12 protein-coding genes are annotated in these 14,493 nt (G+C 42.9%); 9 read left to right on the top strand and 3 right to left on the bottom strand.

What is annotated here, in order from left to right:
• Positions 1-257 precede the first annotated feature (257 nt).
• Positions 258-1,637 (bottom strand): Na+/H+ antiporter NhaC, encoded by a 1,380-nt coding sequence (gene nhaC, locus CSV61_RS05500; protein ID WP_233193525.1) that lies wholly within the window; start codon positions 1,635-1,637, stop codon positions 258-260.
• Positions 1,638-1,902: 265 nt separating this feature from the next.
• Here nhaC and CSV61_RS05495 point away from each other — a divergent pair, with 265 nt between their 5' ends.
• Positions 1,903-3,162 (top strand): cytochrome P450, encoded by a 1,260-nt coding sequence (locus CSV61_RS05495; protein ID WP_099638364.1) that lies wholly within the window; start codon positions 1,903-1,905, stop codon positions 3,160-3,162.
• Between the two features lie 240 nt (positions 3,163-3,402).
• On the top strand, positions 3,403-4,899 hold the full coding sequence (locus CSV61_RS05490; RefSeq protein WP_083034332.1) for a DASS family sodium-coupled anion symporter: 1,497 nt from the start codon (positions 3,403-3,405) through the stop codon (positions 4,897-4,899).
• 253 nt (positions 4,900-5,152) lie between these two features.
• On the opposite strand, the gene CSV61_RS05485 is transcribed toward CSV61_RS05490, so the two are convergent.
• Positions 5,153-6,655 carry an APC family permease gene (locus tag CSV61_RS05485; protein WP_099638363.1) on the bottom strand — a complete coding sequence of 501 codons (1,503 nt, stop codon included), beginning with the start codon at positions 6,653-6,655 and terminating at the stop codon, positions 5,153-5,155.
• Between the two features lie 236 nt (positions 6,656-6,891).
• On the opposite strand from CSV61_RS05485, the gene CSV61_RS05480 reads away from it, so the two are divergent.
• Genes CSV61_RS05480 through CSV61_RS05470 form a run of 3 tightly spaced genes read left to right on the top strand, consistent with a single transcriptional unit; the run spans position 6,892 to position 9,150 of the window.
• Positions 6,892-7,710 carry an amino acid ABC transporter substrate-binding protein gene (locus tag CSV61_RS05480; protein WP_099638362.1) on the top strand — a complete coding sequence of 273 codons (819 nt, stop codon included), beginning with the start codon at positions 6,892-6,894 and terminating at the stop codon, positions 7,708-7,710.
• The gene (locus tag CSV61_RS05475; RefSeq protein WP_083034329.1) at positions 7,700-8,416 is read left to right on the top strand and encodes an amino acid ABC transporter permease; all 717 of its coding nucleotides are present in this window, start codon (positions 7,700-7,702) and stop codon (positions 8,414-8,416) included. Before CSV61_RS05480 ends, CSV61_RS05475 begins: the two co-directional genes overlap by 11 nt.
• Entirely contained in the window at positions 8,413-9,150 is a 738-nt protein-coding gene (locus tag CSV61_RS05470) for an amino acid ABC transporter ATP-binding protein (RefSeq protein ID WP_099638361.1), read from the top strand. Before CSV61_RS05475 ends, CSV61_RS05470 begins: the two co-directional genes overlap by 4 nt.
• A 428-nt stretch (positions 9,151-9,578) precedes the next feature.
• Here the strand turns inward: CSV61_RS05470 and CSV61_RS05465 are convergent, their stop codons facing one another.
• The gene (locus CSV61_RS05465; protein ID WP_099638360.1) at positions 9,579-9,893 is read right to left on the bottom strand and encodes an MGMT family protein; all 315 of its coding nucleotides are present in this window, start codon (positions 9,891-9,893) and stop codon (positions 9,579-9,581) included.
• Between the two features lie 120 nt (positions 9,894-10,013).
• Between CSV61_RS05465 and kynU the strand changes: the two genes are divergently transcribed.
• From kynU to CSV61_RS05445, 4 genes are all read left to right on the top strand, one after another.
• On the top strand, positions 10,014-11,285 hold the full coding sequence (gene kynU, locus CSV61_RS05460) for a kynureninase (RefSeq protein WP_099638359.1): 1,272 nt from the start codon (positions 10,014-10,016) through the stop codon (positions 11,283-11,285).
• A complete protein-coding gene (gene kynB, locus CSV61_RS05455; protein WP_083034325.1) occupies positions 11,282-11,914 on the top strand; it encodes an arylformamidase in 633 nt (210 codons plus the stop codon). The genes kynU and kynB overlap by 4 nt, the downstream gene beginning before the upstream one ends.
• On the top strand, positions 11,911-12,729 hold the full coding sequence (gene kynA / locus CSV61_RS05450; RefSeq protein ID WP_099638358.1) for a tryptophan 2,3-dioxygenase: 819 nt from the start codon (positions 11,911-11,913) through the stop codon (positions 12,727-12,729). The genes kynB and kynA overlap by 4 nt, the downstream gene beginning before the upstream one ends.
• Positions 12,730-12,795: 66 nt before the next feature.
• Positions 12,796-14,436, top strand: coding sequence for an S-layer homology domain-containing protein (locus tag CSV61_RS05445; protein WP_099638357.1), 1,641 nt, complete (start codon positions 12,796-12,798; stop codon positions 14,434-14,436).
• Positions 14,437-14,493 lie beyond the last annotated feature (57 nt).

Genomic DNA, 14,493 nt, shown 5'->3' with positions numbered 1-14,493 from the left:
GAGAATCCAGGCTTCGTGTATATTGCTGGCAATTGGGAAGACTTCTTGAAAGAAAAAATCACAGATGTGTTTTTGATACTATATTTTCTGACTGGATGATCCATACGCGAATTACCGATGGCAAAAAGAAACTACACGCAATCATGCAAGACGTCCGTCGCATACAGGACCGACTTGCAAGAAAACGTGTAGCCTTAGATGAAGAAATCCGGTGGCTTGATCAGCAGCAAGATGATATGATCATGTCGTAATATAGATTAAATGCGTGTCAGCGTCTTTCCTAAATAGCCAAACAGTACAGTCAAAATTGGGCTTAATAAACAGAAAAACGCAAATGGTAAATAAGCAATCGTTGATACGTCAAGCACAGTCGTGATGAAAATCCCCGCTACACTCCATGGAACAAGAGGGTTAATGACGGTTCCGGCGTCTTCCATAACACGGCTCAAGTTTTTATTTGCAAGTCCAACCTTTTCGTAGCTGGATTGGAAAGCTTGGCCCGTCAACAAGATAGATAAATACTGCTCACCGATTAACACGTTGATGCCGATTGCAGTAAGCGCAGACGTTAAAATTACTGATGACACTTTACGTAGCGCACTTTCGATTTTCGCAAGTAAGCATTGCACAATACCTAATGTAAATAGCATGCCACCCATACTAAGAGCAAGCAACACAAGCGAAATCGTGAACATCATGCCTTCCATGCCATCACTGCGAGACAATAATTCATCCACAACTGCGACGCCTGTGGATCCTTCATAGCCACTAAATAAAATATTCAATACTTCAGTAACGCCATAGAATGTATGGATATATCCAACGATAATGGCAGACAGTGCACTGACAGCCAACGTCAGAATAGCTGGTACTTTGACGAATGTCAAAATGATCAGCACGACTACAGGAATCAAGGTATACCAATGTATCAAATTTGTGCCGATTAGTGCGTCACTATATTTTTCGATTGTCGAAAAATCGCTAGACGTCACATTGGGTGATAACACACCAAATAAGATGAGTGAGATGAAAAACGCGGGAAATGTTGTCCATCCCATATTGCGTATATGTTCAAATAAGTCTACACCCACAATCGAAGAGGCTAAGTTGGTTGTATCAGACAACGGTGACATCTTATCCCCAAAAAATGCACCCGAAACAATCGCACCCGCCGCAATTGGCAAAGAAAGCTCCAGAATATGCGCCATACTGATGAACGCTACACCAATCGTGGCAACAGTTGTCAATGAACTACCGACCGATAAGCCGATAATAGCTGTGACGATGAAGACGATGGCGTAAAAAAATGTTGGCGTAATGATTTGGAGTCCAGCATAGATCAAGGTAGGGATCGTTCCGCCCATCATCCAGCTACTCACGAGAACTCCGATGAAGAAGAACAAAAACACCGCGCTCATTCCAGAACTTGCACCTTCAACTAACCCTCGTTCCAACTCTTTGTATGAAATTTTCTTCCATATTCCATAGCCAAATAATAAAAGAATAGCAAATAAAATGGGTACATGTGGTACAGAGTCAAATACTATGATGCTGGCACTGATCATCGCTACAATCAGCATTGTCAATATGACTGACGCTTTAAATGTTGGCGTATGAATCGCCTTAATTGGGAACATACTTATTACCTCCTGTAAATATAGAAAAACTCCTGTCATCCCCTTTAAGGACGAAGGAGTATCTGATCAGTCTCCCCTGTAGTTGTGAATAGAAGAATAGAAGACATAGATTCATTATATAATAGATCGCTCTTTACATGTATAGAAAGTTATCGTTTTGAATTTTATCACTTCAGAAAGATATGTCAATAGAGGAATGGACCGATTACTTGCACGCTGAACAGGGTAAAGCAATAGAAAGTATTCAAAAAGGAAGTGATGACTCATGCAGGAAAGTAGACCAATACCAAAATTAGAAAGGAAAAATCAGACGGCTAGTATGATTCGTGAAGGTTATCAGTTTTTGGATAATCGCAGAAGAGGGTTACAATCCAATATATTTGAAGCGCACATACTTGGAGAAAAAGTCATTTGCCTATCGGGAGAACAAGCTGCAGCGCTCTTTTATGATACGGAGAAATTTATTCGAAAAGGAGCTATGCCGAAGCGCTTTCAAGAAACGTTAACGGGTGAAGGTGGCGTGCAATCACTCGACGGGGTAGCGCATCGCCATCGTAAAGAAGCTTTCATGTCGCTTATGTCTAAAGACAAGATCGATCAGTTGAAAGAAATGTTGAAAAGTCAATGGGAGCGGAAGCTTAATGACTTCGAAAAACAACGAGAAGTGAATGTTTATAGCGAATCGCAGGAATTACTTCTTCGCTTAGCCTGTCAGTGGGCGGGCGTCCCATTAAAAGAACAAGAAGTGCAAGAGAAAAAGGAAGCGATCGTTCAGCTCTTTGAATCACCAGTGACGCTTGGATATAAGCAGTGGAAGGCGAAGAATGCACGACAGGAATTGGAGACATGGATTGGTGGTCTTATTAAGTCGGTTCGAAAAGGTGACTTGATTCCTTTTGAAGGCACCGCTATGAAAGTCTTTGCCTTCCATCGAGACGAACAGGACAAATTACTGGATGAAAAAATAGCGGCTGTAGAAGTATTGAACGTCATTCGCCCAATTGTGGCGATCTCTATTTATATTGCATTTGAAGTACACGCGATCATTCAACATCCGCAACATCAAAAGAGATTGGCTTCAGGAGATGAAAAAGATTTGCAAGATTTCGTTCAAGAAGTACGCAGACTCTATCCTTTCTTCCCGTTTAACGCTGCACGCGTGAAGGAAGACTTTAAATGGGAAGGCTATGCGTTTAAAAAAGGGACGCTGACGATGCTCGATTTTTATGGGACGAATCATGATCCATCCCTATGGAATAATCCTGAAGTATTTGATCCGACGCGATTCGAGGATGAACCGATTACACCATACAATCTCATACCACAAGGTGGTGGAGAGTTCATACTTAACCACCGCTGTGCTGGAGAGTGGTTGACAATCGAAGTGATGAAAGTGAGTTTGGATTACTTTGCGAATCGTATGACATTCGATGTGCCTAAACAAGACTTGAGCTACAGCCTTGTCAACATCCCAAGCATCCCAAAAAGTAAAATCATTTTAAAGAATGTGAAACGAAAAGACTGACAAGCATTTGGCTTTCTAAGAAGTGATCTACTTCTTATATATAAAGCTCTCTGGATGCATCAGAAGAATACGTTTGCCCGAAGGATTCGTTAGCCCACTGAAGATCATATTGAACACTCCCTATTAAAATGCGTTGCAACGACGCCCGAATATGTTTCTGAAATCACATTTTAACACACGTCATGAACACATTTAATTGTAAATTATTTAGGGGACTATTATAGAAAGGAATGAATACTGGTGACCACAACACAAGAAGTTGCTCCTCAGCCTGATAAGCAGACGCGTAATCTGAAGGGGTTATGGATACTCTTGGCATTTGCTGTACTCATAACTATCGTTTTATTACCCAACCCTGCAGATCTACCTGTAGTCGGCCAAAGAGCACTGGCCATCTTAGCATTCGCGGTAATCTTATGGGTGACTGAAGCCGTACCGTATCCTGTCAGCGCAGCGATGATTCTTGGTTTAGCTGCAGTACTCCTCGGCCTTGCACCAAACATGGAAAATACTGGAGAACTGCTAGGAACGAAAAACGCCTTAAGAATGGCATTGGTTGGATTCTCAAGTCCTGCAGTAGCACTAGTAGCAGCGGCATTGTTCCTCGCAACCGCCATGCAGACGACCAACCTTCATAAACGATTGGCGCTTTATATCCTGTCGAAAGTAGGCGTCAAAACCGGTGCTATTATTTTTGGGTCCATCATCGTGTCCATCGTCTTGGCATTCTTCGTACCGAGTGCAACAGCACGTGCTGGAGCGGTCGTACCGATCTTGCTTGGTATGGTCGCCGCATTCGGATTGCCGACAAACAGTCGACTAGGGGCTTTGCTCGTCATTACAGCTGTTCAATCCGTCTCGATTTGGAATGTTGGTATTAAAACAGGTGCTGCACAGAATATGGTAGCACTTGGCTTTATTGAGAAGGAATTTGGTGTATCTGTCGCGTGGAGTTCTTGGTTCTTGTACGCAGCTCCATGGTCCATTCTCATGTCGATCGCTTTATTTTTCATCATGAAATTGGTTATCAAGCCTGAAACACAAGTAGTTGAAGGCGGTAAAGAATTGATTCAGGGACAATTAAAGGAACTCGGTAAAATCAAAGCTTCCGAACTCCGCTTGATTGTCGTAGCAGTTGCTTTACTTTTCTTATGGGCAACAGAAGAAAAACTACACCCATTTGATACAACAACTGTCACCATTGTCGCTATTGCGATTTTACTAACGCCGAAAATTGGTGTGTTCGATTGGAAAACCGTTCAGCAAATGATTCCATGGGGTACGATCGTCGTCTTCGCGGTAGGTATCTCAATGGGTACACTACTACTAGATACAACAGGTGCACAATGGCTGTCTGATAAAGTGTTCGGTGCAATGGGCTTGGATACTATGCCGTTGCTAGCAACTATTGCCTTACTGTCACTGTTTAATATTTTAATTCACCTTGGATTTGCAAGTGCAACGAGTTTGTCATCTGCACTGATTCCGATTTTTATTGCGTTAGCAACGACGATTTCACTTGATGTCAATGAAGTCGGATTCGTCTTGATTCAGCAGTTCGTCATCAGTTTCGGTTTCTTACTGCCAGTCAGTGCTCCGCAGAACATGCTAGCATATGGAACCGGTGCGTTTTCAGTGAAAGACTTCTTGAAGACAGGTGTCCCACTCACGATTCTTGGTTACTTGTTAATCTTATTATTCAGTGCAACTTACTGGCAGTGGATTGGTCTTCTATAAGACTAGATGTATTAAAAGCAGAGGCCGTTATGGTCTCTGCTTTTGCATGTAGATAGGAAGGAGTAAGTAAGGAAAAGCTGTCGATAGATGCATGTTCAGGTATGCCCATGATCATTTCCCTGAGTGGCTACATTCGTTTGCGAACAACTCGTTTGTCATGATGAAGTTAACGATATGTAATCATTTACTAAGTATTAAGAAAGGACCGCCACAAGAAGTGTAGACTTGTGGTGGTCCTTTTCAATTAGTATACCTACGAACGAGTAGCCTCTGGAATAGGTAGATCTATATCAGTTTCTGTATCCGTTACTTCTGATTCGATGGACTTGCCTAACACATAATACTCGGTTTCTTCTTGTGTCAGGCTATTGTAACGCTTGCGAATCCCCCCGTAGAAGATTACACCAACGACTGTCCAAGCGAGTAGCAATAAGTAAGAAGGTGTTGTAAGTGCCGCTGGAGAATTTGGCACAAGTAGTAATGCTAAGAATGAGCCACTTGCCACCATACCCAATAATGCTAAAAGCTTTTTCAATGGTGCAATTTCACGTCCGATTTCCTCTTTGCCCCAAGCCAATACTTTAAACGCAGCCAGACAAGTGAAGAAGTAGGCTACAGAGACACCTGTTGAAGACATATCAACAATCCAAGTCAATGCTTGGCGGCCGAACCATGGCGTAGGTAATGTAATTAGCGCTACAAACCAGATTCCCCATTTCGGCGTTTGTTTTGTTGTCATCTCACGGAAGAAATTAGGTAATGCACGTGCGCGTGCCATAGAGAATAATAAACGACTTGAGGACATGAAGAATCCATTCAACCCGGTGAAGATCCCCATGACAATCGCCACTGCCATAACGCCTAATCCACCAATTCCTAATGCGGATCGAACCACATCACCTGTTACCCATAAATCGCCGTTTCCGATGTTAGCTGATGCTGGGTATGACCAACTAGTTAAGCCAATCATGATTGCATAGATGATGAAAGATGTAAAAAGAGAAGCTACAATTAGCATAGTGGCTTTACGAGGAGAAAAATTAAATTCTTCCGCAGCTTGTGGGACATTATCGAATCCGACGTATGCCCATGGTGCAATGGCCAATACTACAAGTATAGAAGTAATAATTGACTGATTCCCTTTAAACAATGGTTGCAAATTCGCAAGTGGTTGTTCGGCCCCGGTGAATGTGAAGATACCGAGTACTATGACACCGGCAACAAGCAAGACGCTGAAATAAAATTGAATTTGACCTGAAATACTTGTTCCTGTCGTATTAATAAATGCGAATGCTAAAATCAGCAAACTGGCCACGATGATCTCAGGTATGTATACGTCCCACCCTGCGACGCTATAGAGAAACCCTTGCTTCATGAATCCAGGTGCTAAAAATTTCAGTAATAAAGTGAGTGCAGAAGCATTTAACGCGACGATCGATATGTACCCAAGTGACAAGAACCAACCGCAAATGAATGCCCATATCTTTCCTGCTGCTACAAAAGCATATGTAAATCCGCCCCCGGAAACCGGAAACTTCTTAATCATTACACCATAACTGGAGGCGATGATCATCATCACGAGTGCGCCAATTCCTAATCCAATGACTGCGCCTAGTGGTCCAGAAGATTGAATCCAATCACCTGGTAAGATGAATGCTCCCCAACCAACAGATGAGCCGAGTGCGATTGCAAATACCCATGATGGCTTTAATGTTTTATTTAATTTCCTTCGTGCATTCTCAGATCCTTGATCCATACGATCCAACCCCTAAATTTATAGTATAGCGATTGTATGCCCTTTCTTTAGGGAATCAAAACGTGTGAAGCGTCATATTATTATTTTACTATTTTCAAGTCAGAAATATTTAGTTTCATCAAGGAATTCTGTATAGTGTAATCACGCATGATGCAAGCTTTACATGTTGACAGAGTCTACTCAATCTTTTATGATTCTTAACAACAAATACTTATAAGAATAGTGGGGTTTTATAGATGAAGAAAGTACTTACACCATTTATGATCGTATTACTGGCCGTTGTTTTAGCCGCATGTGGTGGTAAAGAAGAGAGTAAACCCAACGACTCCGCTGAAAAACCAGCAGAGCAAGACAGTCTGCTAGAAGAAGTACTCGCAAACGGTGTGCTCAATGTAGGAACAGAAGGAACATACGCACCATTTTCATTTCATGATGAATCGGGGAAGCTGACAGGTTATGATGTGGAAGTTACTCAGGAAGTTGCCAAACGTTTGGGTGTGGAAGCGAAGTTTTTTGAAACACAGTGGGATGCTGTTTTCGCAGGGTTAGATGCGAAACGATTTGACATGATTGCCAATCAGGTCGGTATTAACGAAGAACGTAAAGCGAAGTATGATTTCTCTCAGGCGTATACGCATTCGAACTCTGTCTTAGTCGTTCGTGAAGATGCGGATATTGCATTTGATGAGATGGAAGGAAAGAAAGCTGCGCAGACTTTGACAAGTAACTATGGGGAATTAGCGAAGGCAAATGGTGCAGAAATTATAAAAATTGACGGATTTAACCAAGGTGTCGATTTAGTCATTTCAAAACGAGTAGATGGTACGTATAATGATAAACTTTCCGCACTTGATTACTTGAAGCAAAAGCCTGATGCACCTATTAAAGTGGTTGAAGAAGAAATCTCTGAAGATAATCAATCAGAGAGTGCCTTTTTATTCAGACAAGGCAATGAAGACTTAATAGAAGAAGTAAACAAAGCGTTAGATGCGATGCGTGAAGATGGTACATTGAAGAAGATCTCCGAAAAATGGTTCGGCGAAGATGTATCTTAATATGGTCGCATTAAGTCCCGAACGGATACAAAGATTCCAAGAAATCGCATCAACATCCATCGGGCCATTGATTGAAGGGGCTATCAAGTATACGATCCCCTTAGCAATCATTGCATTTAGTATTGGATTGATCATTGCAATCTTTACTGCATTAGCGAGAATTTCATCTAGTAAAATCTTGCGAGCAATTGCACGGGTGTATGTATCGATTATTCGTGGAACGCCTTTGCTTGTACAATTATTTATCATATTCTATGGGTTGCCGACCATTGGTGTCACGATTGATCCGTTCCCGTCAGCCATCATAGGGTTTTCCTTGAATGTCGGTGCGTATGCTTCGGAAATTATTCGCGCAGCTATTCTCTCCATTCCAAAAGGACAGTGGGAAGCGGCATATTCTATTGGCATGAATTACTCGCAGGCATTGCGGAAGATTGTTCTGCCGCAAGCTGCTAGGGTTTCCGTACCGCCACTCTCGAATTCCTTTATTGGACTAGTGAAAGATACGTCCCTTGCTGCGACAATTTTGGTAGCAGAGACATTTAGGCGAGCGCAAGAAATCGCCTCTATGAACTATGAGTTTTTATTCGTCTATATCATGGCTGCTCTAGTGTATTGGGTGATTTGTTTCATCTTATCGATTTTCCAAGGTAGAATTGAAAAACGCCTGGATCGCGTAGTCGGTAAGTCAGGAGGGTTATCATGATTTCTATACAAGGACTGAAAAAGTCTTTTGGATCGCAAGAAGTGATAAAAAATGTAGACTTAGAAATCGAGCAGGGAAAAGTGGTCGTGATCATCGGTCCGTCAGGTTCTGGTAAATCTACGTTGCTACGTTGCCTAAATGTACTCGAAACACCGAATGGCGGTGTGCTGTCTATAGATGGGCAGATGCTAGACTTTAATTCATCCGTTTCCAAAAAAGCAATCAGTGCATTTCGTCGATTGACAGGAATGGTATTTCAGGGCTATAACCTGTTTCCACATCTGACCACGACAGGCAATGTGACAGAAGGACTCACTACAGTCAAAGGACTGTCACACAAGGAAGCAGTGAAAAAGGCAGAACTGCTACTAGACAAAGTAGGGCTGGCTGATCACAAGGACAAGCATCCCTTCCAACTTTCAGGTGGTCAGCAACAACGTGTCGCGATTGCGCGAGCACTTGCGATGGACCCGAAAGTCATGTTGTTCGATGAGCCGACATCCGCTCTTGACCCTGAGCTTGTCGGTGAAGTACTTCGTGTTATGAAGGATCTAGCACATGAAGGGATGACGATGGCTGTCGTAACGCATGAAATGAGGTTTGCTAAGGAAGTCGCCGATGAAGTAATCTTTATCGATGACGGTGTTATTGTAGAACGTGGTGCACCAGTTGAGATCTTCAACCATCCAAAGCATGAGCGGACGAAGAAGTTTTTGAGTTTATTACAAGTATAGATCGCGAAAACGCTTGGCATATTAGATGCCAAGCGTTTTTTGATGTTGATATAAGTGAAAATTAGCGTAAGCGCTCATTAATTTGTGTAAGTGATCATAGTTTATTCCTAACCGCTCAATACGATCGCTCAATCGCTCTATCTCTCCCCGCGAGCGCTCTATTGGCTTGTACGAGCGCTCAATGTGACGCCTTAACCGCTCAATACGGCCCAGCAATCAGTGAGCGCTCAATCGGCTTGTTCAAGCGCTCATAGCAAGGTCAAAACTGCTCAATGAAGCCGCTCACCCGCTCTATGATTCTCCGTAAGCGCTCAATCGACTTGCTCAAGCGCTCATAGCGGGGTCCAAACCGCTCAATACAGCCGCACTATCGCTCATACCAACATCGTAACCGCTCTATGTCTCAATAACTCTCCGACATCTTTCCTTCAGTCTGGATGCCAGCGGTACCTATCGAGTGAGATGCGACCGTTTGCGTTAAATTGGACACCTTCTGCAAGTAATCGCTCGCGTTGTGTCTCGCCTTTGCCTTCTGCGTTTTCCGGAGTGGAGATTCCACCTTGTGCATTAATGATGCGATGCCAAGGTAACTCATATTTAGCGCTCATCGAATGTAAAATGCGTGAAATTTGTCTGGCACCGCGAGGGTTACCTGCTTCTGCGGCTACTTGCCCATAGGTCATCACACGACCTGGCGGAATTGCTTGAATGATTGCGACAGCTTGTTCTGTAAACTTTTCCATAGGCTAAACCTCCTTTTTTATAAAGTCTAGCATAGAAGTTCAGAAGGGGCATACCGTCGTTTAGAAGACATTGAATGCCAATATGGTATTATTTATGTATAGATAGAAAGGAGAATGTATATGAGCTCCAATACACTTGAGTATGCAAAAGTACTAGATCAGCAAGACGCACTTGCGCCTTACAGGGAGGAATTTTATTTACCGCAGGAGAAAATCTATATGGATGGGAATTCACTTGGACTATTATCAAAGCGTGCAGAAAAGAAGTTGTTTGAACTGCTAGACACATGGAAAACTCTTGCAATTGATGGTTGGACGGAAGGTATGCATCCATGGTATTACATGGCAGAACAAATAGGGGGAAGAATGGCACCGCTAGTTGGCGGTAAGAAGTCTGAAGTGATCGCGACAGGTTCTACTACGACGAATCTGCATCAAATGATCTCCACATTTTATCGACCCTCGGGGAAACGAACGAAAATAATAGCGGATGAATTGAATTTCCCATCGGATATTTATGCATTGCAAAGTCAAATTCGTGTCCGAGGACTTGATCCTGAAGAGCATCTGATTCGTGTGAAAAGTGACGATGGACTTACGCTGGATGAAAATCGAATCATAGAGGCAATGACGGATGAAGTGGCGTTGATTGTATTGCCGTCCGTTTTATACCGTAGTGGTCAGGTGCTAGAAATGAAAACGGTTACGCAAGCGGCGAGGGAAAGAGATATTATAATTGGCTTCGATTTATCGCATTCGGTTGGATCCGTGACACATGCCCTTCATGAATGGGATGTAGATTTTGCTTTTTGGTGTACATATAAACACTTGAATGGCGGACCTGGATCGGTTGGTGGTTTATTCGTCAATGAACGACATTTCAGTAAAGAAGCAGGTCTTGCAGGATGGTTCGGCTCCGATAAGTCCAAGCAATTTGATATGAATCATACGATGACACCTGCAACCGATGCGGGTGCATACCAAATCGGCACGCCGCATATATTGAGCCTGGCTCCGCTACTCGGTTCACTCGAAATGTTCGAGGAGCTTGGAATGGAGGGAATCCGTGAGAAGTCATTGAAACTGACGAGCTTTATGTTGAGTTGTATAGAGGCTGAACTAGGCGAGTATTCGTTCGGTATTGGGAATCCACTAGACGATTCGCGTGGAGGACACGTATTACTGCAGCACAACGAAGCCGCTAGAATATGTCAAGCATTGAAAGCGCAAGGCGTTGTTCCAGACTTCCGTGCGCCTGATGGAATTCGGTTAGCGCCTGTTGCATTGTATAATTCATTTGAAGATGTCTGGCAAACGGTGCAAATCCTCAAAAAGATTATGCAAGAAGATGTCTATAAACACTATCCGAATGAACGTGGGGTGGTAGCATGACGAGTCAATGGATTGATATTACACAGCCATTAAATCAGCGTATTGCAGAGTGGCCTGGAGATACACCGTTTACCTATGAAGTAGCCGTATCAAAAGAGCAGTCCGGTTCCGTCAATATCGGCAAATTAACAATGAGTACGCATATTGGTACGCATACGGACGCGCCTTTCCATTATGATAATGATGGATTGAAAATTTTGGAGTTGCCAGTGGATTTATACATTGGCAAAGCTCGTTTGATAGACGTGACAGGAATTAGTTGTGTGACAAGGGCAGATTTGGAGCCATTTGATTTTGACGGTGCAGAACGACTTTTACTGAAAACGGGAAGCCATCCAACACCGACGAAGTTTCCTGAGAACTTCACTGTTATCGGTGAAGATGTCGGGCCGCTATTGAAAGAGCGGGGGGTACGTCTAATCGGCGTAGATACACCATCTGTTGACTCGGAGACTAGCAAAGATCTACTTGGCCACCATTCGTTATATCGCAATGATGTAATCATCATCGAGAATTTAGTATTGCATTCATTGGAAGAAGGAAGTTATGAGTTGATTGCATTGCCTTTAGCATTGGAAGATGCGGATGGCAGTCCTGTGCGTGCGGTCGTTAGGAGGCTACCGTCATGAACGAAAAGGGAATTCATACCGATTTCCGGGATTCAATGACGTATAGTGAATACCTGCATTTAGATCAGGTGCTATCGAGTCAAAAGCGTCTATCAGGACATCATGACGAAATGCTTTTCATCATCATTCATCAGGTAAATGAATTATGGATGAAACTAATTTTACATGAGTTAGAGACAGCGATTGAATTGATTCAGCAAGATGAATTACCCGAAGCGTTCAAAATGCTAGCTCGCGTCTCAAAGATTCAGACTCAAATCATTCAGGCGTGGGATGTTTTGGCTACGTTGACGCCTGCTGAGTACATGGAATTTCGAGACAGCTTAGGAAAGGCCTCGGGATTCCAATCCTATCAAAATCGATTGATCGAGTTTGCTTTAGGTTATAAGCAACCACAAATTATAAAAATCTATGAAAAGGACACCGAGCTATCAGAGAGATTGGCGAAAGCGTATGAAGCACCGGGAATTTACGATGTAGCTATTCAAGCTTTAGCACGTGCAGGCTTTGACATCCATGCAGACTTATTAACTCGTGATTTTTCAGTTACGTATAAAGGAGATCCGAGTGTAGCGGCTGCATGGCTTGAAGTCTATCGCGATGTTGATCGTTACTGGGACTTATATCAACTAGCGGAAAAGCTAGTTGATATCGAAGACAGCCATCAGCAATGGCGCTTTAGGCATATGAAAACAGTGGAGAGAATTATCGGCTTTAAGCAAGGCACAGGCGGCTCTTCAGGTGTTCACTATCTAAAATCAGTACTAGATCATCGATTCTTTCCAGAACTCTGGGATGTCCGAACTAAAATTTGACAAACTGGTAAGCTAGCAATTATTATTAAATTTACAATAATCCGAAAATGGAAGGTGGTATGTATAATGTCCAAAAAGTCGATTAGCTATGTTGTAATGGCATTTGCCTTAGTATTGCAAATTGCTGTCATGCCGTTACAATCAACTGCTGCGGAGCCTGAAAAAGCGCCTACGTGGATTTCCCCTCTTAATTATTTAGCGCTAGGGGATTCATTAGCGGCCGGTGTCACACCGAATAATGAGTTAGGTAAAGGCTATACAGACCTTTTAGCAGAAGAGCTGGCGAACAGTGAAGTGCTGCAAGCGAGCAATAAAGGGTTTTCGTACCCCGGCTATAAGACAGAGGATGTTTTGAGAGATTTGGAGATGGACGTCACGAAGCCGATCGTAGGTATCGGGCATTCCGACAAAACAGCGACTCTCCATCAATCTGTAAAAGAAGCACAGCTCATTACGTTAACGATCGGTGCAAATGACGTATTGCCGAAAATTACGTTTGATGACAAAGGTGTACCGCAGTTCAACTCGGAAGAAATCCAGGCGGCGATCATGAAAGTCGGAATCAATACGCAAAAAATCTTAACTAAAATTTATCAACTAAATCCGAATGCGCAAGTATATGTGATGGGCTATTACAATCCATTCCCTTACTTGAGCCCACAGAATCAACCATTGGTAAATCAGCTTGTCGTACTGTTAAATGATGGTATTAAAAGTGGCGTGACAGGCACTACAGCGCAGTTTGTGGACACATCAAAGAAAATAGCTGAAGATCCATATACGTACTTACCTAATCCTGAAAATATCCATTTAAGTCAAGCAGGCTACAAAGTAGTCATGGAGGCTTTCCACAAATCATTGATGGAGAACTATACATGGTTTGCTAAAGATGCACTTACCGTCACAGCCAAAGACGCGGCAACAGTAGAACTCAACTGGAAACCAGTCATTGATACGGGAATGATCTCAACGTACCAAGTCTTTATTGGCGATAAAATAGTAGGCGAAGTGATGTCGCCCGTCTTATCATATGAAATTACAGATCTTGAGCCGAATAAAGAGTATCATTTCTCTGTTCAAGCCGTTAATCAGAATGGCCAAAAGAGCATACAGCACTTGCATACTAAATACACAATAGATAAACAACCAGTTGAACCAACAGTGGTGTTTACAGATATTGCAAATCACTGGGCTAAAGATGTAATTGAAGTGGCGGCAATGAAAGGTATTGTTAGTGGCTATGCAGATCAGACTTTCCGACCCGATACATCACTGACACGTGCACAAGCTATGTCAATTATCATTCGCGCATTGGATTTAAAGCCTACAAGCACAAAATGGGCATTTACCGATTTAGCAGACTACGCAGACAGCACTAAGATGGATATACAAGCCGCTTATGACCATGGTTTAGTGAGTGGAGTGAACGGTCACTTCATGCCAAACAAGCCGATCACTCGTGCGCAGTTAGCATTAGTACTGAGCCGAACGTATGAAGTAGTAACAGGAAAGCCATTTACGCCAACGGTAGCAGCGCCGTTTACCGATATTAAGAAGTTCTCAAAAGACACGCAGTGGGCAATAGCGGGTCTTTACCAAATGAATATTGCAACAGGGGACAATGGCAAATTCATGCCGAACGATTCCACAACGCGAGCGCATGCCGCAAAGATGATTGTTCATTCTATGGAAGCTATTGCACAATAATACAGCAAATAATAAAAGGCAAACCTTGGGTGAAGGTTTGCCTTTTAGTGTCGTCCA

The organism is Sporosarcina sp. P3 (assembly GCF_002743415.1).
GTDB lineage: Bacteria > Bacillota > Bacilli > Bacillales_A > Planococcaceae > Sporosarcina > Sporosarcina ureae_A.
This window is presented reverse-complemented; position numbering and strand designations above follow the sequence as displayed.

Coding starts and splice junctions, on each gene's coding strand:
- nhaC (WP_233193525.1), bottom strand. CDS start 1,637: ATGTTCCCAATTAAGGCGATTCATACGCCAACATTTAAAGCGTCAGTC.
- CSV61_RS05495 (WP_099638364.1), top strand. CDS start 1,903: ATGCAGGAAAGTAGACCAATACCAAAATTAGAAAGGAAAAATCAGACG.
- CSV61_RS05485 (WP_099638363.1), bottom strand. CDS start 6,655: ATGGATCAAGGATCTGAGAATGCACGAAGGAAATTAAATAAAACATTA.
- CSV61_RS05480 (WP_099638362.1), top strand. CDS start 6,892: ATGAAGAAAGTACTTACACCATTTATGATCGTATTACTGGCCGTTGTT.
- CSV61_RS05475 (WP_083034329.1), top strand. CDS start 7,700: ATGTATCTTAATATGGTCGCATTAAGTCCCGAACGGATACAAAGATTC.
- CSV61_RS05470 (WP_099638361.1), top strand. CDS start 8,413: ATGATTTCTATACAAGGACTGAAAAAGTCTTTTGGATCGCAAGAAGTG.
- CSV61_RS05465 (WP_099638360.1), bottom strand. CDS start 9,893: ATGGAAAAGTTTACAGAACAAGCTGTCGCAATCATTCAAGCAATTCCG.
- kynU (WP_099638359.1), top strand. CDS start 10,014: ATGAGCTCCAATACACTTGAGTATGCAAAAGTACTAGATCAGCAAGAC.
- kynB (WP_083034325.1), top strand. CDS start 11,282: ATGACGAGTCAATGGATTGATATTACACAGCCATTAAATCAGCGTATT.
- kynA (WP_099638358.1), top strand. CDS start 11,911: ATGAACGAAAAGGGAATTCATACCGATTTCCGGGATTCAATGACGTAT.
- CSV61_RS05445 (WP_099638357.1), top strand. CDS start 12,796: ATGTCCAAAAAGTCGATTAGCTATGTTGTAATGGCATTTGCCTTAGTA.